The organism is Desulfosarcina cetonica JCM 12296 (assembly GCF_001311845.1).
Classification (GTDB): Bacteria; Desulfobacterota; Desulfobacteria; order Desulfobacterales; family Desulfosarcinaceae; genus Desulfosarcina; species Desulfosarcina cetonica.
Window position 1 is genome coordinate 1 of sequence record NZ_BBCC01000087.1, and the last position, 25,385, is coordinate 25,385.

23 protein-coding genes and 2 pseudogenes are annotated in these 25,385 nt (G+C 57.5%); 15 read left to right on the forward strand and 10 right to left on the reverse strand.

Going from position 1 to position 25,385, the window contains the following annotated elements; translation table 11 throughout:
- From JCM12296_RS18730 to JCM12296_RS18745, 4 genes are all read left to right on the forward strand, one after another.
- A partial coding sequence (locus JCM12296_RS18730) for an AMP-binding enzyme (protein ID WP_422698863.1) occupies positions 1-187 on the forward strand: 187 nt, incomplete at its 5' end.
- A gap of 31 nt (positions 188-218) precedes the next feature.
- Entirely contained in the window at positions 219-755 is a 537-nt protein-coding gene (locus JCM12296_RS18735; protein WP_083456286.1) for a (2Fe-2S)-binding protein, read from the forward strand.
- Positions 748-3,009: a xanthine dehydrogenase family protein molybdopterin-binding subunit gene (locus JCM12296_RS18740; RefSeq protein WP_054696477.1), complete on the forward strand. Its 2,262-nt coding sequence runs from the start codon at positions 748-750 to the stop codon at positions 3,007-3,009. The genes JCM12296_RS18735 and JCM12296_RS18740 overlap by 8 nt, the downstream gene beginning before the upstream one ends.
- 15 nt (positions 3,010-3,024) lie before the next feature.
- Positions 3,025-3,996: an FAD binding domain-containing protein gene (locus JCM12296_RS18745; RefSeq protein WP_054696479.1), complete on the forward strand. Its 972-nt coding sequence runs from the start codon at positions 3,025-3,027 to the stop codon at positions 3,994-3,996.
- A 91-nt stretch (positions 3,997-4,087) separates the two neighbouring features.
- Here the strand turns inward: JCM12296_RS18745 and JCM12296_RS18750 are convergent, their stop codons facing one another.
- Positions 4,088-4,756, reverse strand: coding sequence for a creatininase family protein (locus tag JCM12296_RS18750; protein ID WP_172683983.1), 669 nt, complete (start codon positions 4,754-4,756; stop codon positions 4,088-4,090).
- 335 nt (positions 4,757-5,091) lie between these two features.
- Between JCM12296_RS18750 and JCM12296_RS18755 the strand changes: the two genes are divergently transcribed.
- Positions 5,092-5,331, forward strand: coding sequence for a hypothetical protein (locus tag JCM12296_RS18755; protein WP_054696485.1), 240 nt, complete (start codon positions 5,092-5,094; stop codon positions 5,329-5,331).
- A 20-nt stretch (positions 5,332-5,351) separates the two neighbouring features.
- Here the strand turns inward: JCM12296_RS18755 and JCM12296_RS18760 are convergent, their stop codons facing one another.
- The gene (locus JCM12296_RS18760) at positions 5,352-7,736 is read right to left on the reverse strand and encodes a GEVED domain-containing protein (RefSeq protein WP_054696488.1); all 2,385 of its coding nucleotides are present in this window, start codon (positions 7,734-7,736) and stop codon (positions 5,352-5,354) included.
- Positions 7,737-8,447: 711 nt separating this feature from the next.
- Between JCM12296_RS18760 and JCM12296_RS18765 the strand changes: the two genes are divergently transcribed.
- Positions 8,448-9,833: an MBL fold metallo-hydrolase gene (locus JCM12296_RS18765; RefSeq protein ID WP_054696490.1), complete on the forward strand. Its 1,386-nt coding sequence runs from the start codon at positions 8,448-8,450 to the stop codon at positions 9,831-9,833.
- Between the two features lie 156 nt (positions 9,834-9,989).
- Here the strand turns inward: JCM12296_RS18765 and JCM12296_RS18770 are convergent, their stop codons facing one another.
- The 4 genes from JCM12296_RS18770 to JCM12296_RS18780 form a co-directional block, all read right to left on the reverse strand.
- Complete coding sequence (locus JCM12296_RS18770) at positions 9,990-11,027, reverse strand: acetyl-CoA hydrolase/transferase family protein (RefSeq protein ID WP_218188159.1); 1,038 nt, start codon at positions 11,025-11,027, stop codon at positions 9,990-9,992.
- A complete protein-coding gene (locus JCM12296_RS42135; protein ID WP_218188160.1) occupies positions 10,922-11,284 on the reverse strand; it encodes a hypothetical protein in 363 nt (120 codons plus the stop codon). Before JCM12296_RS42135 ends, JCM12296_RS18770 begins: the two co-directional genes overlap by 106 nt.
- Positions 11,285-11,375: 91 nt before the next feature.
- The gene (locus tag JCM12296_RS18775) at positions 11,376-12,491 is read right to left on the reverse strand and encodes an MFS transporter (protein WP_083456288.1); all 1,116 of its coding nucleotides are present in this window, start codon (positions 12,489-12,491) and stop codon (positions 11,376-11,378) included.
- Complete coding sequence (locus JCM12296_RS18780) at positions 12,437-12,766, reverse strand: hypothetical protein (protein WP_157067733.1); 330 nt, start codon at positions 12,764-12,766, stop codon at positions 12,437-12,439. Before JCM12296_RS18780 ends, JCM12296_RS18775 begins: the two co-directional genes overlap by 55 nt.
- A 137-nt stretch (positions 12,767-12,903) precedes the next feature.
- Between JCM12296_RS18780 and JCM12296_RS38535 the strand changes: the two genes are divergently transcribed.
- The 7 genes and pseudogenes from JCM12296_RS38535 to JCM12296_RS18800 all read left to right on the forward strand — a co-directional run bounded on the left by JCM12296_RS38535 (position 12,904) and on the right by JCM12296_RS18800 (position 17,314).
- Complete coding sequence (locus JCM12296_RS38535) at positions 12,904-13,164, forward strand: hypothetical protein (protein WP_157067734.1); 261 nt, start codon at positions 12,904-12,906, stop codon at positions 13,162-13,164.
- A 134-nt stretch (positions 13,165-13,298) separates the two neighbouring features.
- Entirely contained in the window at positions 13,299-13,517 is a 219-nt protein-coding gene (locus tag JCM12296_RS49260; protein WP_306304082.1) for a hypothetical protein, read from the forward strand.
- Entirely contained in the window at positions 13,517-14,308 is a 792-nt protein-coding gene (locus JCM12296_RS18785; RefSeq protein ID WP_306304083.1) for a radical SAM protein, read from the forward strand. The genes JCM12296_RS49260 and JCM12296_RS18785 overlap by 1 nt, the downstream gene beginning before the upstream one ends.
- Positions 14,309-14,670: 362 nt before the next feature.
- Positions 14,671-15,852, forward strand: a complete 1,182-nt coding sequence (locus tag JCM12296_RS49265; protein WP_306304084.1) for a transketolase family protein — start codon at positions 14,671-14,673, stop codon at positions 15,850-15,852.
- Positions 15,737-16,132: pseudogene (locus tag JCM12296_RS49270) on the forward strand (transketolase); the annotation flags it as partial. The gene JCM12296_RS49265 and the pseudogene JCM12296_RS49270, both read left to right, overlap by 116 nt.
- Before the next feature lie 27 nt (positions 16,133-16,159).
- Positions 16,160-16,618 carry a transketolase-like TK C-terminal-containing protein gene (locus JCM12296_RS49275; protein ID WP_306304085.1) on the forward strand — a complete coding sequence of 153 codons (459 nt, stop codon included), beginning with the start codon at positions 16,160-16,162 and terminating at the stop codon, positions 16,616-16,618.
- A gap of 213 nt (positions 16,619-16,831) precedes the next feature.
- Positions 16,832-17,314: a cache domain-containing protein gene (locus JCM12296_RS18800; protein ID WP_083456289.1), complete on the forward strand. Its 483-nt coding sequence runs from the start codon at positions 16,832-16,834 to the stop codon at positions 17,312-17,314.
- 91 nt (positions 17,315-17,405) lie between these two features.
- Here the strand turns inward: JCM12296_RS18800 and xopAW are convergent, their stop codons facing one another.
- The 3 genes and pseudogenes from xopAW to fdhF all read right to left on the reverse strand — a co-directional run bounded on the left by xopAW (position 17,406) and on the right by fdhF (position 22,030).
- Complete coding sequence (gene xopAW / locus JCM12296_RS18805) at positions 17,406-18,137, reverse strand: XopAW family type III secretion system calcium-binding effector (protein WP_054696504.1); 732 nt, start codon at positions 18,135-18,137, stop codon at positions 17,406-17,408.
- 319 nt (positions 18,138-18,456) lie between these two features.
- Positions 18,457-19,155, reverse strand: a complete 699-nt coding sequence (locus JCM12296_RS18810) for a hypothetical protein (RefSeq protein WP_054696507.1) — start codon at positions 19,153-19,155, stop codon at positions 18,457-18,459.
- 110 nt (positions 19,156-19,265) lie between these two features.
- A pseudogene (fdhF, locus tag JCM12296_RS36665) lies at positions 19,266-22,030 on the reverse strand (formate dehydrogenase subunit alpha).
- 371 nt (positions 22,031-22,401) lie between these two features.
- Between fdhF and JCM12296_RS47750 the strand changes: the two are divergent.
- Positions 22,402-22,566, forward strand: coding sequence for a hypothetical protein (locus tag JCM12296_RS47750; RefSeq protein ID WP_281492067.1), 165 nt, complete (start codon positions 22,402-22,404; stop codon positions 22,564-22,566).
- Entirely contained in the window at positions 22,536-24,479 is a 1,944-nt protein-coding gene (locus tag JCM12296_RS18825; RefSeq protein ID WP_281492068.1) for a molybdopterin-dependent oxidoreductase, read from the forward strand. The genes JCM12296_RS47750 and JCM12296_RS18825 overlap by 31 nt, the downstream gene beginning before the upstream one ends.
- A 100-nt stretch (positions 24,480-24,579) precedes the next feature.
- Here the strand turns inward: JCM12296_RS18825 and JCM12296_RS18830 are convergent.
- Positions 24,580-25,385 (reverse strand): XdhC family protein (locus JCM12296_RS18830; protein ID WP_218188161.1); only part of this gene is annotated, 806 nt, incomplete at its 5' end.

Here is a 25,385-nt window from a genome sequence, read left to right on the forward strand (position 1 = left end):
GGGCGAGGTCCCCAAAGCGTTCATCGTGTGCAACCACGCCGAACCGCCGTCGGATGAGAAGATTATCGCCTTCTGCCGAAAGCATTTGGCGGGTTATAAAATTCCCAGACGCATCGAACGGATCGACGAGCTGCCCAAAAACCCGTCCGGTAAGGTGTTGAAGAAGGTTTTACGGCAGCGGTCCTGACACTTTTTTAACATGCACCAACAGGAGAGAGATGATGAACACCCGACAGAATGATCCGGAACAGGAGAGGCGCACCATCCACCTCAAGGTCAACGACAAGGACTACGCCCTTGCCATCGGCGATACCGTGGGCGCAGTGGCGCCATCGGACACCCTGGCCCACACCCTCAGGGAAACCCTGGGGCTTACCGGAACCAAAATCAGTTGCGACCAAGGCTCCTGCGGAGCGTGCACGGTGATCATGAACGGCAAGTCGATTCTCTCCTGCATGACCCTGACCATCGAATGTGACGGCGCCCGGATCATCACCATTGAAGGATTGGCGGATCCCGCCACCGGCCAGTTGCATCCCCTGCAGCAGGCCTTTGTCGACAACAGCGCCTTTCAGTGTGGATTCTGCACCCCGGGCATCCTGATGAGCACCAAGGCGCTGGTGGATCAGAACCCGCACCCCACCCGGGATGCCATCCAACATGCGTTGTCCGGCCACTTCTGTCGCTGCATTTCGCATTATGAAGTGGTGGATGCCGTATGCCAGGCGACGACAACGGAGGGTGACCATGACTAACGGTTATCGATATATCGGCAAGGATACCGCTCGCAAGGATGCCCGGGACATCGTTACCGGGAAAGCCCGTTTTTTTGACGATATCAAAATTCCCGGCATGCTTTACGGCAAAGTGAAGCGGAGCCCCCATGCCCACGCCAATATCACCCGCATCGATACCGATCGGGCCCGCTGCATGCCCGGCGTGCGTGCCGTCCTGACGCACACGGACATTCCTCGCTGGGAATGGGGGATGCCCAAACACATTCCGATCCTGGACAGCAAGGTGCGCTTTGTGGGCGATGCCGTGGCCCTGGTGGCCGCCGACACCCCGGACATTGCCGAGGCCGCCCTGGACCTGATCAATGTGGAATACGAGCCGTTGCCGGCGGTCTATGACGTGGAAGCGGCCATGCAGATCGATACGTCGCCGATTTACGCGCAGTTTGCCCACAACACCTATCCCGACGAACCGCCCTCCTTCGAACCCGAGATGCTGGGCCACATCCGTATAGGGGATGTGCAAAAAGGGTTTGACGAGGCGGATTTCACCATCGAGGACACCTGCGGGTACGAAATTTTCCCCAATCCCCTGCCGCCCGAACCGCCCGGGTTCATCGCCACCTGGGAGACACCGGACTGCCTGACGGTCTATACCCCGTCCCAAAGCATCGCCCAGGTCCGGTTGATCGGCATCCCTTTTATCGGCATGGCCGACATCCGGGCCATCAGCACCCAGTGCGGCGGCAGTTACGGCACCAAGAACGCCAACCTGACCCCCATGGGCTATGCCGCCGTGCTGGCCAAAGCCACCGGCAAGCCGGTCAAGGTCTACTTTACCAAGGAAGAGCATTTCCACAGCTACTCCCTGCGATTGGGGTCCCGCGTGCGTGCCAGGGTCGGCATCAAGAAGGACGGCACCCTTTCGGCCATCAGTGGCGTGTGGATGGTCAACACCGGTTCGGGGTCGGAATCCGGGCCCTTGCAGATCGCCGTGGGACTCGGAGAAGTGCAACTGGTCCTGCGCTGCGCCAATTGGGATCTCAAAGGCAAGCTGGTCTGCACCAACCGCTCGCCCTCGGGTATCGTGCGCGGCTACGGCGGGCAGGAACTGGAAAGCTCGATCCTGCCGATCATCGGCCGTGCCATGGAAAAAGCCGGCATCAATCCGGTGGATTTTTTCAAGAAAAACAGCGTCAAGCCGGGCAACGGCTATTTCTGGCGCGAGGGGAAGTGGTGGACCTATCGGGGTATTGATTTCAACACGGCCATCGATAAAGGCGCGGCGACCTTCGGCTGGAAGGAGAAATGGAAGGGGTGGGGCAAACCGACGGCCATCCATGGCAACAAGCGCATCGGCGTCGGGGTGGGCGTCCACAGCAACGCCGACGTGGGTGAGGATTCCTCCGAAGCCACGGTCAAGCTCACGGCCGACGGGCGGGCCGTCGTTTACTGTTGCGTGTCCGAGGCCGGACTGGGCCAACGCAGCAGCCTGTGCAAGATGGCTGCGGAAGTACTGGACCTGCCCTTGGAACGGGTGACCCTCTCACCACCGGACACCCAGCTAAATCCCTTCGAGTTGGGTCTGGTGGGATCCCGCGGGACCTACGCCGTGGGCTCGGCGGTGATTGCCGCCGCAGAAGATGCCCGTAAAAAACTGCTTGAAATTGCCGCCCATCGATTTAAAAGCACCGCCGATCAGCTGGAGACCGAAAACGGCAAAATCTACATGGTCGGTCGCCCGGACAAGAAGCTTGCCTGGCACCGCATCATGGGCGTCTACCACTCCGTCACCGGAGAGGGACGGTTCGAGCCGGATTACTCGCTGTGCAACTTCTTGATGACCTTTGTGGAAGTGGAAGTGGATACCGAAACCGGTCAGGTGGTCCTCACCAGGATGGTCAATGCCACGGACGCCGGCCAGGTCATCGCCCCCAAGGTGCTCGAAGGCCAGCTTCACGGTGCGTTCGGGTCCGCCGGGCTGGATACCGCCTTGTTCGAGGAAACCGTTCTGGATGAAACCAGCGGGCGCATGCTCAACGGCAACATGGTGGATTACAAATGGCGGACCTTCGCCGATCTGCCTGACGTTAAGAATGTGATTCTGGAGACCCCCATGCCCAGCCACCGCTTCAAGGCCGTCGGCGTCGGCGAAATCGCCACCTCACCCGGCCCCAGCGCCGTGCTCATGGCGGTTTACAATGCCATCGGCACGCGTATCGCCAGTTATCCGGTGACGGCAACGAAGATCCTTAATGCCTTGGGAAAACGATAAAAGGGACAACACGCCATGCAACCATTCCAACACCAGGCGGCCACCAGCGTGGCCGACACCATCGCCATCCTTTCCACGCATAAAGGCCGCGCCAAATTGATGGCCGGCGGCACCGATCTTCTCGGCATTCTGAAAACCCGGGCAACGGTCGCCTATCCGAAGGTAGTGGTGAATATCAAGTCCATCGCCGGCCTGGACAAAATCCAGTCGGACGGCCAGGGTCTGTCCCTGGGTGCCTTGACCCGCCTGGCGGATATCGTCGATTCAGAGGTGATCCGGGACGCATATCCGATTCTCGCCGAGGCAGCCGCATCGGTGGCCATGCCCCAGATCCGCAATGTCGGCACCATCGGCGGCAACCTGGCCCAGGAAACCCGCTGCTGGTATTTCCGCTACCCGCATTCCATCGGCGGCCGCATCATGTGCAAGCGTAAAGGCGAGGCCGCCTGCCTGGCCGTCAAGGGGGACAACCGCTATCACGCCATTTTCGGTGGTAAAAAGTGTTTTGCCGTCTGCCCGTCGGACATGGCCGTGGCCCTGGCGGCCCTGGATGCCGAAATCCAAATCAGCGGTGCCAAGGGCCAGCGATCCGTGGCGGTGACGGGTTTCTATCATCCGCTGGGCAACGTGCTGGAAACAGATGAGATGATCACAGGAATAAAGGTCCCCCGCCCGGCGCCAAATAACCGGCAGGTATTCATCAAGCATCGGGTGCGCGATGCGATCGATTTCGCCACGGTCAGTGTGGGTCTGGTGGTCTCCATGGATGCAAAAACCGTTGCTGACGTCCGGGTTGTTCTGGGAGCCGTGGCTTCCGGGCCTTACCGGGCCACTGATGCGGAAGCGGCTTTGGTCGGCCGTAAGCTGGATCCGGCCGTCATCGAGAAAGCCGCCGAAGCCAGTGTGGCTGGCGCCGTGCCCCTGAGCGGCAATGCCTACAAGGTTGACATCACCAAAACGCTGGTGCGCCAAGCACTGCAGATCTGAAGACAGGCAACCCCAATGTTGCAACATTGGTATTGTGTTTAAAATAATCGACCGGGCGGCCCTGGGCTGTGATGAAGGCCGCCCCAAACGTTCAATCCAGTCTGACCTGCTTGTCCAGAAACGCCTCGATTTTTGGGAGAATCGGCGGCAGTGTTTCCCCATTGAGCAATTTCATAGCCAATTCCACGGTCTGGCGCACGGCCACCTCCAGGTAGAGCTTTCCGTACTCGGCATCGCCCGCCTGGGGACTGCCGAGATAGCCGAGCATGGCGCCCATCTGCTTGAAGGTGGTGTATCCGTCACGCATGCCCTTTTGCACGTCGATCCGGACCGGGGTGAGGCGGGCCGCCGCATCGGCCCTGAACAGCTCCGGTCGCCGATACCGGATGTAGGCGGCCTCCTTGGCATCGGCATGGATCTCGTAGCGCATGTCCAATCCCAGGGACTGACCGCGGGAAATGGCCGCGTTCTCGGCGCCGGCATACACCGTGCGGCTCAGGGTCTCGGCGATACGTCCCCCGGATTCATCTTCCACGGTTCGAATGGCCGACAAAATGGCCTTCATGTGCACCGGGTCCATGTGGTGATTAACGATCAAAAGATGGTCGAATCCGTGCCCGACCCAGGAGCGGCAGACGTCGACGACAACGTTTTTCAGCGTCGTCCCCCTGAGGGAAAGCGTGCCGGGAAAGTCCGCCGTGATGGCCGCGCAGCCCAGCGGCAAGGCCGGTGAGAGCACGATCGGCAGGCTCGGATCCATGGCATCCAATCGGGCCGCCGTTTGGGCGCGATGTCTGCGGCGGCAATGATGTCCGTGCCCAGCGGCAGATGGGTCCATGCTCCTCGATGGGGCTCAAGGGAATCATGACCAGGGCCCGCGAGCGGTCGAGCGTGTCCAGTTCCGTCCAGGTTATCGTTTCCAGGTTGACGATCATCGTTTCCCTCATCTTTTTCGGGGAGAGATTGATGTTGCTGCATCATGCGTGAAATCGGCTATATCGGATATGCCGGCGACATGGCAATAACCAACCGGCTTGCAAAAAGCATTTCAGATCTCCATATTCGATTCCATCCACGTAAAATGAGGAGGCTGCCATGCAAACGATTTTCCAAAAACTCATCCTTATCCTATTGGGTGCATCCCTAACCCTGACCGTCCTCTTCTTGACTGGCGCTACCAGCGTCGACCAGCCCTCCCAAATCGGCCGCTACCGGATGACCGCATTGATGCGCGGAAAATTCCCCGATGTGTTTGTCATCGATACGGTCACCGGTGTGGTCAAATGGGTCGGCAATGATGAGGGAAAGCCCTTTGATCAAATCAAAGGGCATTAGAAACGCAAAACCATTCAGATCTACGGCCCAACGTCTGAAAAGAAGTACAGGCTATGGGCATTCGCGGCATAGGTGTCATAGCTGAACCCGACCACCATGCTCCCATCGGCGCTGGGTGTAAACACCGCATAGGAATTGGCATTGGGAAAAGCGATTTTACGAATCTGCGCGTAAGTCAGGGCATCCATGACATAGAGATACTGGTCATAGGCGCTGCCATTGGTTCCGTAAAAAAGAGTACTATCCGGGCTGAAGCCCGCCACCTTGGGATACGTGCCGACATCCCACTCGCCGAAAACATGGGTCAGGTCACCGGCATCGAAATCGAAAATCGTATATCCGCTGCCATTTCCGCCACCACAGGGCAGAACCACATGCTCGCCATTCGGGCTGATGTTGATCGTGCGACCATTGCTCCCGGCGCTGATTTGCTGAACCAGGGCCAAGGCAGCGTCGCTGTATTGATATTTGTAGATCGTTGATGGGGAAAGGCCACTGGTGGCGGTGAACACATTGCCCGTGGAACCGTCAACCGCAATGGAACTGCCACCCACCGAGGTCTCCAGGAGAATTTCTCCGGATGTGACATCGATTATCGTCAGGTATGAACTGTAGTTGTTGGGGGAAAGAACAAACAGCAACCCGCGGTCCGGCGCAATGGCAATATCGCGTCCGGTCAGGCTAGCTGAAAAAGCCACCTGGGAAATCTCCTGGGTGGCCATGTCGACGACGGTGACATGGCTTGAAAATGCACTGACGATGTATACACAATCAGATACCGGTGAATAGGCCATGGCCACCGGTTGGGAATCCGGTAGAAGGATAGATGACACAATCGCCTGAGCAGTGGTGCTGATCGTGTATAATGCGGCGTGGTCTTGATCGATGGCATAGACGATGTCGGCGGGCCCACCGGCGACCATATCGCTGATCTTACCCAGTTCGATGGGCGAAGGTTCATCCGCGGGTTGAACATCGGTAAAAAAATACAGGGCGTGGCCGCTGTTGTTATAGGTATCGTAACTGAAAGCGACCACGACGGATCCATCGCTGTTGGGTGTCATCACCGCGTAGGCATCGGCCTCGGGGAATTCCAGCTTCCGAATTTCCCCATAGCTGGAAGCATCCATCACATACAAATAGTTGTCATAGGGGTCACCGTTGAGCCCATACAAAACACGGCCATCCGGGCTGAAGGCAGCCCATTTGGGGTAGGTTCCCACATCCCATTCGCCGAAAACACGATTCAGATCGGTGGCGTCGTAATCAAAGATGGTATAGCCATCCCCATTGCCACCGCCGCAGGGCAGAACCACATGACCGCCGTCCGGACTGATGGCAATCTCACGACCATTGCCGCCTGAGGTAATCTGCTGAACCGGTGTGAGCGTATCACCGGCGACGCTGTATTTATAAATCGTGGAGGGTGAAAGCCCACTATTGGCCGTAAAGAGCGTCTGGGTATTTTCATCCAGCGCCAATGAACTGCCACCAACGCTCGTCTCCAACAGGATGGCACCGGTATTGGCATCGATTATTGTCAGAAACGCATCGTAGCCGTTGGGTGACAAAACATACAAACGGCCCGATGATGGCGCCACGACGATATCCTGTCCCATGCCGGATAATGTTACGGGCAATTGGGAAAGGGTGGCCGTTGCGACATCGTAGACGGTAATCTTCCCGGTGCTGGCACTGACAATGTATAACCGGTTCGTGTCGGCGGCGTAGGCCATGGCAACGGGCTGGCTGTCCGGCAAGGCAATCGTATCGACAATCCGCTGGAGGCTGGTGCTGATGGCGTATAATTGTTGATGATCCTGATCGATGGCGAAAACCACATCCGGATTGTTGCCGGCAACCATATCGCTGATCTTTCCCAAAGCGGGGGCACTTTCTCCGATGGTCACCGTATAATCCTCGACCTCACCATAGGTGAAGGTTCCGCAGGAAGGTGGCAGCCCTCCCCATTTCATGGAAACACGCATTCGTGTGGTTCCGCCCAATGCCGAATCGGGGATGACAATCTGGCTGCTGATGGCTGCCCGTGAAGATTGCGCCAAGACCAGCTCCGTTGAGTCGAAAATCTCGTCCTGATTGAAATCGATCCAGATTCGCCAGTACTCCAAATAGGCACTGTAACGGAATCCGGGCACCAGGCTAACCGCATTTTCGCCGTAAGTCAGGGTAAACGTCTGGTCGGTGAAATCCGCGTATCCGCCATTGGCACCGGAAACGTTGGACGAATCTTCCATCGTGACGGTATCAATCCACTCGTAGGTGACAATTCTGCCATTGGAAGTACAGTAGTCGGCGACGGCTGGGCCGGCGAACAAGAAAAACCATAGTAGGGCACCGGCCAGAGCCGTCAGGGATTGGAGCGATCTTCGTTGAATCCGGATCATGCGTTCTCCTTTTTGTTAAAAATCATGCGGGATGGAAATGGCCACTTCGATTAAGGTTATTGCGGGATGGCAATCAGCAAATTTTATACCGAACGATCAAGAACGCCGCCTGGTTTCACCCCCCAGCGGAATAGCGGGTGCCCATCCAGAAAAAAAATCGTCGAAAATGGCAGCATACTCGTCAGCACCATCGACCATGGTAAAACCATAATGAAAATCATCATCAGGGTCGTATGAAAAAATGAACAGATCGTCTTTAACAAGGCGTTGCCCCGATCTGGCATTATGAAGAATGGAATCATACCGTGGGAGGAAAGAGAGAAGTCGTGTGGAATGCATTGTAAAAGAGATGGACGCCATTCGAAATGGGTAAGAAATGCAGCTACTGTACCAATTCATTCAATTATGTATTCTTCGGCGACGGTTCTGAAGTCAGGGGAATTTTCTATGGGCGAAGGCGGTTGCTCTCAATCGATCATTGTCATTTTTTTGACAATGACCGATAGAGGCGATTTTGGGCAGGGTTTCCAGAAACCCAAATTGCAGACCTCACATCCAACGAATAAAGGTTGCATCTTGGACCAGTGACTTTTATAGTTTGTCTTTGAGCATATGCCATAAAAATTCTTAACCCGATATGGGGTCTGTTCAGAAATTTGGGAAACTGGCCATTTCTGGATGAGCCCTGTCTCTGCCGCCAGGGAGGTCATCATGTATTTCACGCAAATCGCCGTTCCAGGTCTTGGGTGTTTCTCCTATGTCATCGGTTGCCCCAGAGCCAAAGCCATGGCCGTCGTCGATCCCAAACGGGATGTACAGGACTATCTGACCATTGCCCGGGAAGAGGGCATGCAGATCACCCATGTATTCAACACCCATGTGCATGCCGACCACGTCAGCGGCGACCAGGAATTGCGCCTGGCCACGGGCGCGGACATCTACATTCACGAAAGCGCGCCGGTGGAGTATCGCCATAAGGATCTCAAGGAGGGCGATGTCTTCGAACTGGGCGCCGCCAAGATCGAGATCCTGCATACTCCCGGCCACACCCCGAACTCCATCTCCCTTCTGGTCACCGACAAGGGCCGTTCCGAGGACCCCGAGATGCTGCTGACCGGCGACCTGCTCTTCGTCGGCGATATCGGCCGTCCCGACCTGCCCGGCGCCGAGATTCTCGATGAACAGGTGGAGAATTTATACAAGAGCCTCTATATCAAGCTGGCCGACTATCCGGACCACCTGGAAATCTATCCCGCCCATGGCGAGGGGTCCTTGTGCGGACGGGGCATGAGCGCCAAAAAGAGCTCCACCCTGGGATATGAACGCCGGGCCAACCCGATGCTGCAATTCCCCTCCCTTGAAGCATTCAAGACTGAAATGATGCGCGTCTTTCCCGTAAGGCCCAAGAGTTTTTCGCATATCATCGAAACCAATCTGAGGGGGGCCGCCACCCTCGATGCCTGTCCCATGGACAAACGCCTGACCGCCGGCCAGTTCGAGGAGATGCGCGCCGCCGGCGCCACGGTCATCGATACGCGTGATGCGGCGGCCTTCGGCGGGTTTCACATCCCCGGCAGCATCAACATCGGTTTCGAAAAGCAGTTGGCCAACTGGGTGGGAATGGTGGTGTCCCCCACGGCGGAAATCATTCTGGTGGTGGATGACCAGCCCGATTACGACCGCATGGTCACCGAACTGCATCGCATTGGGTATGATCTGATTTTCGGCTATCTTTCCGGTGGGATCATGGCCTGGTTGATGAGTGGGCGGCCGGTGGATCAGCTGGAACAGATTTCGCCCCATCAGTTGGCCGAGCAACTCAACGACGGACCGGTTCACCTGATCGATGTCCGCACCCCGGCCGAGTGGGCGGACACCCGGATTGCCCAGGCCAAGCACCTCCCCCTGGCCGATATCCTGGCCGGCCAATTGCCCGAGGGGCCCAAGGATGCGGTACTGGTGCTGCATTGCGGAAGCGGCTACCGTTCCAACATCGCGGCCAGCATCCTGCGCCAGGCCGGCTACACGCATGTCAAATCCATGGCCGGGGGGATTTTTGCCTGGTCCAACGCCGGATTTCCGACGATCACGGCATAGCGCCGGCCGGGAAAGCGCAATCCCTTCTGCTATTAAATAAAGGACTCTGGTGGAGGATGCGGGGAGGGTCTCAACCTTGGCCGATCGAGGCCCTCCCGGGCACGTTTTAGGTACGATGGATGGGCAAAGCCATCATTGTGGAGATGGGCGCCGACATCAAATGATTTTAATCGTTTTGGCGGCGTGACGCAATTCATCGCGAAAATCCGGATGGGCGATGTTAATCAGCGCCAGAGCCCGCTCGCGCATGGATTTGCCGCGCAGCTTGGCCACGCCGTATTCGGTGACCACATGGTCCACGTAATTTTTGTGGGTCGTCACACTGGCGCCGGGCGTCAGGACCGGAACGATTTTAGAGACCTGGCCCCCCTTGGCTGTGGATCGCTGGACGATAAAGCCCTTGCCTTCGGGACACATGGTCACACCCGTGGCGAAGTCTGCCTGCCCACCGCTTCCTCCCCAGATGACGGTGCCAATACTCTCAGATGCACACTGGCCGAAAAGGTCCACCTCGATGGTGCCGTTAATGCTGACCATCTTGTGGTTCTTGGCAATGACATGCGGATCGTTCGTATAGTTCACCGGATGCAGCTCGATCACCGGGTTGTTGTCGATATAATCGAAGAATTTTCGGGTTCCCTCGACGATGGTCGCCACGATCTTGCCCTTGTGAATGGTCTTCTTGCTGCCGTTGACCGCCCCGCTTTTCAGCAGTCCGATCACGTAATCACTGACCAGCTCCGTGTGAATCCCGAGGTCCTTTTTATGCTCCAGGAACTTGCAGACCGCTGCCGGGATTCCGCCGATCCCGACCTGCAGCGTGGAGCCGTCTTCGATAAGGTCGGCGATATAGGCACCGATGGTTTCGTCCATTTCGGTAATCTTGGGCATGGGCAACTCCACCATCGGTTCATCGCATTCGACGAGCAGATCGACCTGGGAGATGTGAATGGTGTTGTATCCGTTGGTGCGGGGCATGTTGGGATTGACTTCGACAATGATATGGCGCGCCTTTTCGATGGCGGCAGGCGTATAGTCACAGCCCAGGCCAAAGGTTAAATAACCATGCTCGTCCATGGGTGAAACCGTCATGACCAAGAGGTCGACGCGATCGCTATGTTTGATTTTTTCGGGAATATCACCGAAGTTCGAAGGCACATACGTGGCGTAGCCCTGCTTGACCAGCTCGCGCACCGGTCGGTGACAAAAAAGCATTCGATAAAAATATGCGGTGCAAATGAGGGCTCCATGTGGGTGTGCTTTCGCCGGGATAAAAACTGCCGAACGATGACCCCTTCGAGTTCTTCTTTCCGCTCGGCCAAGGCATTCCAGAAAACAATCGGTTCATTGGAAGCCGGTGGAGCCCAGATCACATCGCCGGACTTGACCACCTTGGCCGCTTCTTCGATGGTGACTTTCTTCTGACGGTACATTTCATTGATGCTTAACATGGCTGTACGTTACCTCCCCCGCTTTTTTTGTCCAATCGCAGATTCGATGACCCAGAATAGTTGGTTGTATATCAGGCTGCCGGTATGACAGTTACTCGGTTGCCGGTGCGCCGGCCATCAGGTCGATTTCAGCGGTATTCTTTCGATGCAGCATGAAGCCGGCCAGGCCGGCCAGGGCGCAGGAGACGACGTAGACGATGAACAGGATCGAAAAATCCTCCGCCCCCAAACCGCTTTTCAAATGCCCGGAACGGTCCAGAATGGCGCCGGCCAGGGGTTGGTACAAGGCGCTGCCGGCCATGGGGAAAACATATAAGAGACCGGTGGCGGTGCCGGCGATCTGGAGCGGAAAACGCTCCTTGACTGCGGCAAAGCACACCCCGGCCGGCCCGGCCCCCAACAGTCCGAACAGGGTGTTGAAGGTGTACAGTTCGATGACCGCCATGCTGCCGTTACGCAGGTAGATCCACAGGCAAAGCAGGGCCATGCCGGACATGCTGCCGCCCAGGATGCGGCTGTTGGACGGAAAGCGGGTGGCCAGCCAACCGAAGAGAAGCGGGCCGAAGATCCAACCGAAGGAGAAGATGTTGATGAAATTGCCGGCGGTGGTCTTGCTCATGCCGTACACCTGCATGAAGTAGGGCCCGGACCACAGGCCGGCGAAGCTGAACAGGATCGCGCCGTTGAAGAAGAACCAGACCGCCATGAGCCAAAAATCCAGGCTGCCCAGGATGGTGCCGAAGGATTGGCCGATGGGCATGCTCTTGACCGGGCCGGCCGGCGTACGGGTTGGTTCCACGGCGGGCAGGTTGAAATCCTGGGGCTTGTTGCGCACGAGCAGCCAAACCAGAATGGCCGTGGCGAAGGTCATGCCGGCAATCACCTGGAAGCTGCCCCGCCAGCCGATCTGCTCGCTCAGCCATCCCAGGGGTGAACCGGCCACCACACCGCCCAGGCCGGCCACGGAGATGACAATGGAGGTGGCCATGACATAGCGCTTGGTGGAGAACCAGGCGGTCAGGGCCTTGTAGCTGGGAACCAGCACGGCCGACAGGCCGAGGCCCACCAACACGCGGGCCATGAAGGCCGTCGTAACCGTGTCGGCCAGGGAGAAGAGCACCGAGCCGACGCTGGCCACGATCATGCAGATGGTCACCAACAGCCGCGGACCGAGCTTGTCGGCCAGTATGCCCGAGGGCACTTGCATGAGGCATAGGGGTAGAAGTAGGCCGAGGCCATCAACCCGGCCATGGCGCCGGTGGCGTTGAAACTCTGGATCAGATCCTGGGCCAGCACCGCCGGACACATGCGGTGCACGTAAACCATCAGGTAGGAAAACGAAAGCAATCCGATGATCACCCAGCGATAGGGGGATTCGTGGTACTCTGGATGACCGGAGGATTTGTCAACCGTTTGCCCCGAGCTGCCGGATAGGGGCGCTACCATTTTGTCCGCTGCATCCATGACGCCTTTTGCCTCCATGAAGACCTCCCACGTTGTGTCTCTGATGATCGGTTGATGGTTGGTGACCGCGTAATATCATGCAATTTGTTCCATATAGTGAACCGTTGTTTCACCATTCGAAATAATAAAACTAAACATCGTCTGTCAAGGAATAAATGCATGTGAACCAATATCACTTGGTCATCAATAGATTTGAATCCCCGGTGGTGTTCTTTAGCGTTGAAGACGCATCGGAGGCGATTGGAGGGGCGACCGTATCGGGTTCACGGAAAACAAAAAACAGAAGTGCAATGGGCTCGCTGGACACTGTCCTTGAACAAAATTCAGCGAATCCATCGATGACCGGTGGTACGTTCCATCTTGAGCGCGAACCGTCACAAGATCGCGTATACGTTAATCATCAACGCGACAAATGATTGACAACCGACACCAAAATCCTCAATTTAAGCTTGTTATTCAAATGAACGGAAACACGACCGCTCGAGATGCCCCGTGAGTCGTTGGCTTTCACGGCCAAGGGAGGCATCGCCGAGTCAACGAAAGGACCGGTATGCATTACGAAGGCAACATCATCCGTCCCCCCAGCGAGGCTAACAGTATTCTTCTGCAGGTGACCGTGGGATGCTCCCACAACAAGTGCACCTTCTGCGGGACTTACACCGGAGAGCGCTTTCGCATCAAATCCGACGACATCATCATGCAAGACATCGCCTTTGCGGCGAACTACTGCAAAAGGCAGCGCCGCGTCTTTCTCTGCGACGCGACGTGATGATCATCCCCCAGCGACGGCTGCTAAAAATTCTCACCGAAATTCGCCGTCAGTTGCCCTGGGTGACCCGGGTGGGCGTTTACGCCAACGCCAAGAGCCTGAAGATGAAAAGTGACGCGGAATTGCGCGAACTGCGTGAAAACGGCCTGGGCATCGCCTACATGGGGCTGGAAAGCGGTGACGATGTCACCCTCAAGGCGATCAACAAGGGGGCCACGGCCCAGCGCATGATCGACATGGGCCGCAAGGCCCGGGCCGCCGGGATCAAACTCTCCATCACGGTTCTGCTGGGCCTGGCCGGCCGGGAGCGCTCCCAGATTCATGCCCGCGAGACCGGCCGGGTTTTGTCAGCCATCGACCCGGAATACGTGGGCGCCCTCTCCCTGATGCTCGTTCCTGGCACGCCGCTCTACGACCAGTACCAGGCCGGCACCTTCACCCTGATCGAGCCGGACGAAATGCTCGCCGAGCTGCGCACCATGATCGCCGAAACCAATCAGACCCACGGCATGTTCCATGCCAACCATGCTTCCAATTACCTGCCCATCCGCGCCCGCATGCCCAAGGAGAAGGCCCAGACTCTGGCCCTGATCGACGAAGCTGGCGGGCAAGGTGGCCCTGCGACCGGAATGGATGCGCGCCCTGTAGACGATTTACCCCATCGGTCGGGAACGATTGAGGATTCTTCGACCGATGGGGACGGTCCGGGCCATCAAGCAAGCCGCCGCCTCCATCGGCATTCAACCTCGCAGGGCAACCCCATTTGGATTTCATCCCTCTTGTTGGTGTGATCAGAAGCCAGGTGTTTGGGATCAATCAATGCCAAATGCCAAAATCCAAATGTCAATTGAAGGCTGATATCGATTTTAAAGGGTCAGAATACCACCATTTGGCATTTTTCATTGGGTATTTGACATTCTTACAAGTTGCCACCATGAAAAAAGAGTAACAATAAACCAAATGCGGTTTCCCTGTTCAACCCCGCTAAAGTCCTTGATTCGATGCCGGATCTTTTGTATCAAGCCCCTTTAATGAAAGATCGGACGCCAATCATCCCATTTCCTTAAAGGAGCCGTCTTAAATGAGCAAGGGTACCGTAAAAAACCAATCAAGCATCGATGATCTTTGCATCAACACCATTCGCACCCTCTCCATGGATGCTGTTCAGAAGGCCAATTCCGGTCACCCAGGTGCCCCCATGGGGCTGGCACCAGCCGGTTACACCCTCTGGACACGGGTGCTCAAACACAACCCGAGCAATCCCGACTGGCCTGACCGCGACCGTTTCGTGCTCTCCGGCGGCCATGCCTCCATGCTGCTCTACAGCCTGCTCCACCTGACCGGTTACGACCTCAGCCTGGAAGAGATCCAGAACTTCCGCCAATGGGGCAGCAAGACCCCCGGTCATCCCGAATATGGCCACACGCCCGGTGTCGAGACCACCACCGGTCCCCTGGGTCAGGGATTTGCCAATGCCGTGGGCATGGCCATGGCCGAGCGCCACCTGGCCGCCTGTTTCAACCAGCCGGACCACGCCATCGTCGATCATTGCACCTACGTGATGTGCGGTGACGGCGATCTCATGGAAGGGGTGGCCTCCGAAGCGGCCTCCCTGGCGGGCCATTTGGGGCTGGGCAAGCTGATCTGCCTTTACGACGACAATGGAATTTCCATCGAAGGCAGCACCGACATCGCCTTTACCGAAAAAGTCGGCAAGCGTTTCGATGCCTACGGCTGGCAGGTGATTAAAGTAAAGGCTGGCAGCGATCCCGACGCCATTGAAAAAGCCCTGAAGGAAGCCAAGGCCGAGGCCGGCAAGCCCTCGATCATCATGCTCAAGACCCACATCGCCCACGGCAGCCCCCACAAGCAGGACAGTGCCGATGCCCACGGATCGCCATTGGGTGAGGAAGAAATCCAGCTGACCAAGGCCGCCCTAGGTTGGAAGGAGAAATCGCCTTTCGATATCCCAAAGAAAGCATTGGATAAATTCCGCAAATGCGTCAAAACCGGTGAGAAGGTCGAGGCCGGATGGAAAAGCACTTACCAGAAGTACACCAAGAAGTATCCGGAACTGGCCGATGCCTGGGTCAATGCCCTGACCCGCTTCATGCCCAAGGGATGGGAAAACCAACTTCCCCAGTTCACGCCCGATCAGTCCCCTGGCCACCCGCGCCGCATCGGGCAAGGTCCTCAATGCCGCGGCGGCTATTTTCCCCAGCCTGATGGGCGGCTCCGCCGACCTGGCGCCTTCCAACAAAACCTTTATCGACGGCAGCCCCGAATTCCAAAAAACCGACTACGCCGGTCGCAATATTCGTTTTGGCGTGCGTGAGTTCGCCATGGGTGCGATCATGTCGGGCATGTTCCTGCATGGCGGTGTACGGCCCTATGGCGGGACATTCCTGGTCTTCGCCGATTACATGCGCCCGGCCATCCGCGTGGCCGCCTTGATGAAACTGCCGGTAATCTACGTCTTCACTCACGACAGTGTCGCTGTCGGTGAAGATGGCCCCACCCATCAGCCGGTGGAACATCTGGCAGCCCTGCGCGCCATCCCCCACCTGACCGTCATTCGCCCGGCCGACGCCACGGAAACCGCGCAGGCTTGGCGAACCGCCATCGCCACCAACGACCATCCGGTGGCATTGATCCTGAGCCGGCAGAAGCTCCCCATCCTGGACGCCAAGACAACGGGCTGTGAATTGAGCAGAGGCGCCTATATTCTGTCAGACTGTCCTGGCAAACCCCAGATCATCCTCATCGCCACCGGCGCCGAAGTCCACATCACCCTGGCCGCCCAACAGCAACTGGCCGACCAGGGGATTGCCGCCCGGGTGGTCAACATGCCCTCCTGGGAACTTTTCGAAGCACAATCCCCGGCCTACCGGAGCCGGATTCTGCCCAAATCCGTCAAACACCGGATTGCCATTGAGGCGGGCATTTCCATGGGCTGGGAACAGTATATCGGGGATAGCGGCAAAATGATCGGTATCGATCACTTCGGCGCCTCCGCACCGGGCGGAATGGTTTTGGAAAAGTTCGGTTTCACCCCACAAGCGATTGTTGAAAGCGCCCTTCAGATGCTGAAGAAAGCCTGATACGGGTCGGTTCCGGCCGGCCCAGCGGCAAGCGGCGCGATTCATTCAAAGGCGGTTTGAAAAGTCAGACTTTTTGAACCGCCTTCTTATTTTTTCTGTTGAAATGCCGATATGCTTCCCTGGACAGTAAACCGTGTGACCCTGGCCCGTGTAAACAGGCTGGGTTATAATCCGCAATTGAATCGATAACGGACAATCCCAGGAGGGTATCAGTTGAAACCATCAATTTCGAGCGTATTGGTATTGTTACTGGCAATCCTGATCGCCGTGCCGACCCTGGCCGGCACCCGCGACGACTGCATCACCAAGTGCAAGGAAGCGGCGACATTCATCCAGGCGCAGGGTATCGATGCGGCCATCAAAGTCATCGACGACAAAAATGGCCGTTTCGTCTGGAACGACGGGGTCAGCTATGTCTTTCTGATGAACATGAAGCTTAAGATGCTGGCTCATCCGATCAAACCCGAGTTGACCAAAGCCGAAACCTTGATGGATGCCAAGGACATCAACGGGAAAGCGTTTTTCGTGGATTTTCTCAATGCTGCCCGAAAGGGGAAAGGCTGGACCCAGTATACCTGGCCGGTTCCCGGCATGGATGTCAACAAGCCCAAACACACCTTCATCTATCGGGTACCGGACACCGACTATTTCGTCGGCGCCGGTTTCTATGTCATGGAGCCCGGAGTATTCTATTAAGAAACGGCATTCCCAGACACAGGTTTGGAAATGCAAGACAACCGGCAACGGTCGAGAATGGCCGCTGCCGGTTGTCTTTGGCCAAAGGCAATCAGGCCAGGGTATTCACGGCGGAAAGGCTCCCATACGGGTATGGGCTGCCGCCATTACCGAACATCGCCGAGGTATCGGATGACGGATCTTCCTCGGCGCCCAGGGCAGCCATCTTCAGGTAGGTTTCGATGGCCGTCGATGTTGCCGACGACAAGGCGGAAACTTCGTCTTCGTCGGTGGTCGTCGCCTCTGGTGGCGGAGGCGGCGGTCCCTCGGGACGATTGGCTTCCAGCGCCGCCAGGGTTTCTTCTTCGCTGAGGACGCCGTCCCCATCCGTATCGTACGCTTCAATCAGGCTTTCCGCATCGATTTCCTCACCGGTGGCCTGGCTGATCATGTCGGCCAGCGTTTCTGCTTCGGTGGCGTCAATGCTACCGTCTTCATCCTCATCGGTATCACTGAAAATCTGCGACAAATCCATGCCGCCACCCGGCATTCCTTGTGCTGGCGGCGGTTCGGGACGGTAGTCTTCCATCACCGCCTGGGTTTCTTCTTCGCTGAGCACACCATCACCGTCTTCGTCGTAGGTGGAAAACAATTCTACCACATCGACATCTTCACCGGTGGCCGCACTGATCTTCTCGGCCAGCGCACTGAATTCACTCTCGTCAAGACCTCCACTGCCGTCTTCATCAACCTTGCCGAACATCTCACTTGGGCTGGGTCGACTTCGCATGGACGTCATGGCGTCCGTGTAATAACTGCTTGAACCGATACTACTGATGGACATGGGTTTTCTCCTTTAAGAAACAGTTTCGCGCAACCATTGCTCTGCCAGCGGCGCCTGGCGATCAGAGCATGATCACACACCAAAGAGGGTGGCAACCTCACCGGCACATTTGTGCTATCGACGTCTAAATATCTATCTTTATAAGGCTTTAGTAACTTCCGGTAACACTGCGTAACACGAATGGGCCGGTTTGTTGCGCGATGACGAAAAGGGGGAAGGGTCATTCGGCGGGAAGAATCGTATGATGGATGATGCCATTGAATCATCTAAGCAAACAATGCATCCTTCAGAAAATCACTGCTGGCATGGGGATTTATGATCAAATGCGCCGCATCCCGGCCCATCGCATCGAACACATCGAGATCGAATCGACACAATGCTTCCTTAATGGCTTGCCGGTCCGCCGGACTGGCGGTCGCCAGGCGCTGGGTGAATTCAACACTGTCGCGACCTGCCAGCTACCGAGAAAAGCAATCGTACTGGCAACCCGGCGCATACGGGATGAAAACGAGGCAAGATATCCAGCGATCAGCATGCCGGAATCCTTCAGTTGGCCTTCAAAATACGGCAGCAACGCTTGTCGGCGGATGTGGGGAAGGGTTTCGCGGCTAAGCCAGGCAACCGGATCTTCATTGCCGATGGCCGAAGCGAACTGATCGCTCAATGCCTGGTGACGCCCCTTGGCCACCGGTGCCAGCTGACCGTGGCGGTAGATGTCGATGCGGCGGGGATTGACCAACAGGTCACCCGCCGCCTGAAACTCGCAATGGTCGGCGTAGTCAGCGGCCTGTTTAAGCGTCAACTCGGCGATACGGGCCAGACTGAGCCAGTAGATCCGCGGATCCGACACCGTCAGGCGCTCAAGATCGGCAAGGCGTTTTTCGATGATCGCCTCATTGGGCAGCGCCGTCGCATCCTGGTTCAACTGGCGGTTGAACGCCAGCCAGGCATGGGGCATCCAAGCTGCGTGGGTGATGACGTCTGCTTTGCAGGCCGATGGGAAGGCTGCCGCTGGCATGGTTCTTCTCCCCTTAAAAAAGCGCAATCGCAGGCGACCGTTGCCGTGCCGTCTGCGGTTGCGCTGGTAAGATGAATGGATGGGGTACCAAAGAAGGGTTAACCCCTGCGTTAAATCTTCTCGATACACACCGCACAGGCCTTGTACTCGGCCGTCAGGGTCACGGGGTCAAAGGCCGCATGGGTCAACCAGTTGGCATTGCCGTCGCGGAAATGGAAGGCCATCCACACCATCCCCTCGGGCACCTCCGGGGTCACATTGGCCCGCACGGCCACCTCACCACGCCTGGACTTGACCCGAATGGTTTCGCCATCGGCCACGCCAATGCGATCTGCATCGGCAAAGGAGATATCGGCCGTCTCCTCGCCCAAAAGGTCGTTGAGCCCTTCGCAGCGACCGGTCTGGGTACGGGTATGGTAATGATACAGCCGCCGCCCGGTGCTGAGTACCAACGGGTAGTCCGCATCGGGCACCTCGGCCGGCGGGGTCCAGTCTGCCGGGGTGAAGCGCCCCTGGCCGCAGGTGAACGTCCCCCCCTTGTGCAGGTAGGTCGTTCCCGGATGCTCGACCGTGGGGCAGGGCCATTGCAGGCCGTCCCCTTCGATGCGGTAGTACTTGACGCCGCCCAGGTTGGGCGCCACCACCGAGATTTCGTCATCCCACAGTTCCTGCCCGCTGTCGGACGTCCAATCATGCCCCATGCGTTTGGCGATCTGCTTGAAGATCCACCAGTTGGGCTTGGAAATCCCCGGCGGTGGGCTGGCTGTACGCACCCGACTGACCCGGCGTTCACTGTTGGTAAAGGTCCCGTCATTCTCGCTCCAGGCGGCTGCTGGCAGCACCACGTGGGCGAAACGGGTGGTCTCGTTAAGAAAGATATCCTGCACGACCAGAAACTCGGCCGAGGCCAGTTCATGCTCGACCTTGTGGATATCCGGCTCGGTGTTGGCCATGTTCTCACCGAAAATGTAAAAGCCGCGGACCTTGCCATCCACCAGGCCTTCCATCATCTCGGGAATCATCAACCCCACTTTTTTGGACATGCCGGTGGTCTGCCAGGCATTCTCGAACTTCTCACAGGCCTTCTCGTCGGTCACGGCTGGTAGCCGGGGTAGACATTGGGCAGCGCGCCCATGTCACAGGCCCCCTGCACGTTGTTCTGGCCGCGCAACGGGTTGACCCCGCCCATCTCCACGCCCATGTTGCCCAGCAGCATCTGCAGGTTGGCAACGGACATGACGTTGTTCTTACCACAGGTATGTTCGGTGATCCCCAGGGTGTAGCAGGCCATCACCGGTTTGACCGACGCCAAAAGACGCGCCACTTCACGAATCGTTTCGGCAGCAATACCGCAGATGTCGACCACCTTTTCGGGCGGATAGGCCATCACGGTTTCCTTGAGTTGCTCGAAACCGGTGGTATGCTCCTTCACGAAGGCCTTGTCGTAAAGATCCTCCTCGATCAAAACATACATAATGGCGTTGAGCAGGGCGATATCACTGCCCACCTTGAGCGGCAGATGCATGTCGGCGAAGTCCACCAGCCGGTGTCGCCGTGGATCCACCACGATCAGCTTGGCACCGTTCATTACCGCATTTTTGAGGAAGGTCGAAGCCACCGGATGGGCCTCGGCCATGTTGGAACCGATGATCAGAAACATTTTGGCCCGTGCGAACTCGGCAAACGAGTTGGTCATGGCACCTGATCCAAACGTGGTCGCCAGCCCGGCGACCGTCGGCGCATGTCAAGTTCGGGCACAATGGTCGATGTTGTTGGTCTTGAACACCGCCCGGAAAAGTTTCTGCATCTGATAGGAATCTTCGTTGATGCTGCGGGCACAACTTACGCCGGCCAGGGCATCGGGACCGCTCTCTTCGATGATCTGCTTGAATTTGGCGGCCACCAGATCCAGGGCTTCGTCCCAGGAAGCTTCCCGGAAGGTCTCACCCTCGCGGATCAAGGGGGTCTTCAGACGTTCCTCGGAATAGATGAAATCGTATCCGAAACGGCCTTTGACACAAAGCCGGCCCTTGTTCGGCGAACCGTCTTCCACGCCGGTGACCTTGACAATACGACCATCCTGGACATGCAGCCAGAGCTGGCAACCCACACCGCAGTAGGGGCAGGTCGTGCGAATTTTTTCGGTTTTCCACGGCCGCCAGCTGAAGCGGGCCTTTTTCTCCGTCAGGGCGCCGGTGGGGCAGGCCTGGACGCATTCGCCGCAGAACACGCATTTGGAATCCTTGAGCGCCACATCGGTTCCCGCCACGATTTTGGCCTCGGCCCCCCGATAACCGAAGTTGATCGCCCGGTTGACCTGAACCTCGTTGCAGGCCTGAACACAGCGGCCACAAAGGATACAGCGCGAAAAATCACGCACGATCAGCGGATTGATCATCTCCATGGGGTAGCGGTTTTCCGTACGCGGATACTTGCCGCCTTCCACCTGATACTGGTAGGCCAGATCCTGGAGGCGACAATCCCCCCAGGCGGGACACAATTCATCGAATTGATCCGAAGCGGCGGCCTGCATCTGGAAATCGCTCCAATCTCCTTCCCGGCCGGATCCGATGGAACAATTATGGTTGCCCGAGGCCAGCAGCAATTCCAGGGTTTCGCGCCTGGACGCTACCACCTTGGGCGATTCGGTCAGTACTTCCATGCCGTTGGCCGCTGGCGTGCTGCATGAGGTCACCAGCGTGCGATACCCCTTGACCTCCACGACACAGATACGACAGGCACCCGTGGGCGAGGCCCCCTTTAAGTAACAAAGGGTTGGGATCGAGATGTCATTGTCCTCGGCAACCTGAAGAATGGTCTGCCCCGATTCGAAGGGAAACGGAGAGCCATTGATCGTTATGGTACCCTGGGCCATTACCTGCTCCTTATTTATAGTAGGTGGTTGCGGGTGGGTAAAATGCGAATCTTTATGCCACGTCTGGCATAACGTGTGTTGCTATTCGAAAATGGCTCGTTTGTCAATTGGTTTTAGCAATACAGCCGAGGCTGGCATCGGTCCGTCGGCGACCCGCAACGATCACATTTTAACACCGCCTCAACCGCCATCGGTTCTCTTTCCAGACCGGATCGAGGCTGTCTCAATGCTCAATTATTTTGAGACAAGTGCAATAATAACTCCGCATTGACAGAACTCCAATGCTGGGATATTCCATTGATTACACGCTATTTGGAATTTTATGGAACGGTCAGGACAACCGGCAATTTTTTTAAATCGGGAGACAGTGTATGTCAGTAAAAAAGTCTACCTTCAGCGTATGCGGCATGTGTACGGTCAGATGCCCCATCCAGGTTGAGACAGAAAATGGAGCCATCCAATTCATTCAGGGGAACCCCCATCTGGGCGGCATCAACGGTGCCCTATGTGCCCGCGGCGCAGCGGCAAAGCCCTGATCAATGACAGCGAACGTATTCAGCGGCCGATGATCCGGGTCGGCGACCGCGGCCAGGGCAACTGGAAAGCCATCAGTTGGGACGAAGCCCTGGATTACGCGGCCAGCCAGCTGAAAAAGGTTATCGATACCCATGGCGGCAAAAGCGTGCTCTTTTCCGACCGCGGCGGTCCTTTCCGCGATTTGCACCAGGCGTTCGTACGCGGTCTGGGGTCACCCAACTGGTGCAATCATGACGCTTCCTGCGCCCGCAACGTTCAACATGCCGCCCTATCGGTTTTCGGATTCGGTCGCAAGGATGTCTGCTATGACCTGAAAAACGCCCGTCATGTGGTTCTTCAGACCCGCAACATCTTCGAGGCGATCAATGTCAAGGAGGTCAATGACCTCATGACCGCCATGGAGAAAGGCTGCAAACTGACGGTCATCGATGTCCGCGCCAATATCACCGCCACCAAGGCCCACCGGTTCATGATGATTCGGCCGGGTTCGGATTATGCCCTCAACCTGGCGGTGATCCACACCCTGTTGAACCGCAATCTCTACGATTCTGCCTACGCCAACAAATGGATCAAGGACCTGGATGTCCTGGAGCAGTTCGTCAAGTCCTACACGCCTGAATGGGCCGAGCAGGAAACCGGTATCGCCGCCGACGAAATCGTGCGCTTCACCAAGGATCTGGCCAAGGATGCACCCGCAGTGATCTGGCATCCCGGATGGATGAACGCCCGTTACATGGATTCCTTTTATATGTCCCGGACAGTCTATATCATCAACGCGCTTCTGGGAACCATCGGTGCCAAGGGCGGCCTGCCCATGGCCAGCAAACCCGGCGACGTGGGGCGCAAGGGGCTGAAAAAGCTGGTTGACCGGGTCCCCAAAGCGACCGACAAACGCGCCGACGGTACCGGCTGGAAGTATGGCCATTTCGACACGGGCCCGGGGCTGCTCAATCTGGCGTTCGATGCCATCGAAAACGAGGATCCCTATCCGGTAAGGGCCTACATCGCCTACCGGCATGACCCCCTGATGGGCTTTCCCGATCCGGAACGGACCAAGCAGAAATGGGCCAAACTCGATTTTCTCATGTCGGTCAGTTTTACCTGGTCCGACACCGCCTGGCACTCCGATTTGGTACTGCCCCTCTCACCGTACCTGGAACGGGAATCGATCCTGGCCTGCAAGAACGGCCTCAATCCGTACTTCTTCACCCGTCGCCGGGCCGTCGAGCCGCGTTACGAGACCCGTGCCGACTGGGAAATCCTCTGCGGCCTGGCCAAACGCCTGGGTATCGATGCGTTGGCCTTCAATTCCATTGAAGAGATCTGGGACTACCAGCTCGACGGCACGGGGGTCAGTGTGGCCGACTTCGACGCCAAGGGATTTATCCAGCTGGGCGATGGCCCGCTTTACAAGTCGGAGCCCACCTTCAAGACGCCTTCGGGAAAAATCGAGATCATCAACGAGAAGTGGGAATCCCAGGGCGTGCCCTCGCTCAAGCCGTATGAGGGCACCCATCCCCCCGAAGGCCAATTCCGACTCACCTTCGGTCGTTGCGGGGTTCACACCCAGGGGCACACGCTCAACAACAGCCTGCTGTTCGAGCAGGTTCCCGAAAACACCCTGTGGATCAACAGCACCGCCGGTTCCCGGCTGGGACTGACGGACGGCGACATGGTCGAAATCAGCGGCAATGGCAAAGGCGGTCGCATGCGGGCCCGCCTGACCGAGTTGATTCACCCCGAGGCGGTTTTCATGCTCCACGGCTTCGGTCACCGGTTGCCCGTCGAAAGCCGGGCTTTTGGCAAGGGCGTGGCCGATCACGAGTTGATGTGCGGCGGTTTGGAAAAATGGGACCAGGGCGGCGGCGCCATCGCCATGCAGGAACATTTCGTTTCCGTGGCACGCTGCTAGCCGCAAATCCCTTATTCGCGAAAACAATGATCCCCCTTGACCGGCAATACCCGGTCAAGGGGGATCTCAATTTTGGACGGATGGCCGGCCTAAAAAGGGTCTACAGCTGAACGCCGGCGCGATGGGCGATCAGTTCACCGACGATACTCACGGCGATCTCCTCCGGCGTATCGGCGCCAATGGAAAGCCCGATGGGGGAATGCACCCGGGCGAGATCCGCCTCGGAAAAGCCCTCCTTGAGCAGGGCGGTGTAAATGGCGCTACGCTTGCGGCGGCTGCCGATCATCCCAATATACCCCGCGTTGGTCCTCAGCGCCTGAGCCAGGACGGTTTTGTCGTGCAGGTGCCCTCGGGTAACGATGATCACGAAGTCGTTCTGTCCCAGGGCGGTATCCGGTAGACAGTGGTTGAAATCCGCCAATACACGGACCTCCTGGGAATCGGGAAAACGCTCCGCATTGGCGTATTCCTTCCGGTCGTCGGCCACCGACACGCGGAAGCCCACCAGACTGGCCAGATGGGCCGTGGCCAAGGCCACATGGCCGGCGCCAAATAGATAGGCACCGCACACCTGCCCGGCCGGTTCAAGCACCATGAAGCCACCGGTCACCCGCAGGGTGCGGATCTCCGCCGAACGGGTGGCGGCAGCGGCGACCCGTTCGAGTTCGGTTTCTGAAAGGGGAAATGCCCCATCGATTTCCCCACGGGCCGACACCAGGCCATGGGTCACCTGACCGACACCGTCGCCGTCGGTCGACACCAGGGTCAAAAAGCAGCCTTTGCCCGCCGAGGCCAGCAGTTCACGCCATTGGGCAAACACGGCACCTTCACCGGCCCGGGGCGTGATGCAGTCCAACAACACCTCGGCCTGACCGCCGCAGATCATATCCATGCTGGCCACATTCT

Coding starts and splice junctions, on each gene's coding strand:
- JCM12296_RS18735 (WP_083456286.1), top strand. CDS start 219: ATGATGAACACCCGACAGAATGATCCGGAACAGGAGAGGCGCACCATC.
- JCM12296_RS18740 (WP_054696477.1), top strand. CDS start 748: ATGACTAACGGTTATCGATATATCGGCAAGGATACCGCTCGCAAGGAT.
- JCM12296_RS18745 (WP_054696479.1), top strand. CDS start 3,025: ATGCAACCATTCCAACACCAGGCGGCCACCAGCGTGGCCGACACCATC.
- JCM12296_RS18750 (WP_172683983.1), bottom strand. CDS start 4,756: ATGGATCCGAGCCTGCCGATCGTGCTCTCACCGGCCTTGCCGCTGGGC.
- JCM12296_RS18755 (WP_054696485.1), top strand. CDS start 5,092: ATGCAAACGATTTTCCAAAAACTCATCCTTATCCTATTGGGTGCATCC.
- JCM12296_RS18760 (WP_054696488.1), bottom strand. CDS start 7,736: ATGATCCGGATTCAACGAAGATCGCTCCAATCCCTGACGGCTCTGGCC.
- JCM12296_RS18765 (WP_054696490.1), top strand. CDS start 8,448: ATGTATTTCACGCAAATCGCCGTTCCAGGTCTTGGGTGTTTCTCCTAT.
- JCM12296_RS42135 (WP_218188160.1), bottom strand. CDS start 11,284: ATGTTAAGCATCAATGAAATGTACCGTCAGAAGAAAGTCACCATCGAA.
- JCM12296_RS18775 (WP_083456288.1), bottom strand. CDS start 12,491: ATGCAAGTGCCCTCGGGCATACTGGCCGACAAGCTCGGTCCGCGGCTG.
- JCM12296_RS18780 (WP_157067733.1), bottom strand. CDS start 12,766: ATGGAGGCAAAAGGCGTCATGGATGCAGCGGACAAAATGGTAGCGCCC.
- JCM12296_RS38535 (WP_157067734.1), top strand. CDS start 12,904: ATGCATGTGAACCAATATCACTTGGTCATCAATAGATTTGAATCCCCG.
- JCM12296_RS49260 (WP_306304082.1), top strand. CDS start 13,299: ATGCATTACGAAGGCAACATCATCCGTCCCCCCAGCGAGGCTAACAGT.
- JCM12296_RS18785 (WP_306304083.1), top strand. CDS start 13,517: ATGATCATCCCCCAGCGACGGCTGCTAAAAATTCTCACCGAAATTCGC.
- JCM12296_RS49265 (WP_306304084.1), top strand. CDS start 14,671: ATGGATGCTGTTCAGAAGGCCAATTCCGGTCACCCAGGTGCCCCCATG.
- xopAW (WP_054696504.1), bottom strand. CDS start 18,137: ATGTCCATCAGTAGTATCGGTTCAAGCAGTTATTACACGGACGCCATG.
- JCM12296_RS18810 (WP_054696507.1), bottom strand. CDS start 19,155: ATGCCAGCGGCAGCCTTCCCATCGGCCTGCAAAGCAGACGTCATCACC.
- JCM12296_RS47750 (WP_281492067.1), top strand. CDS start 22,402: ATGTCAGTAAAAAAGTCTACCTTCAGCGTATGCGGCATGTGTACGGTC.
- JCM12296_RS18825 (WP_281492068.1), top strand. CDS start 22,536: ATGTGCCCGCGGCGCAGCGGCAAAGCCCTGATCAATGACAGCGAACGT.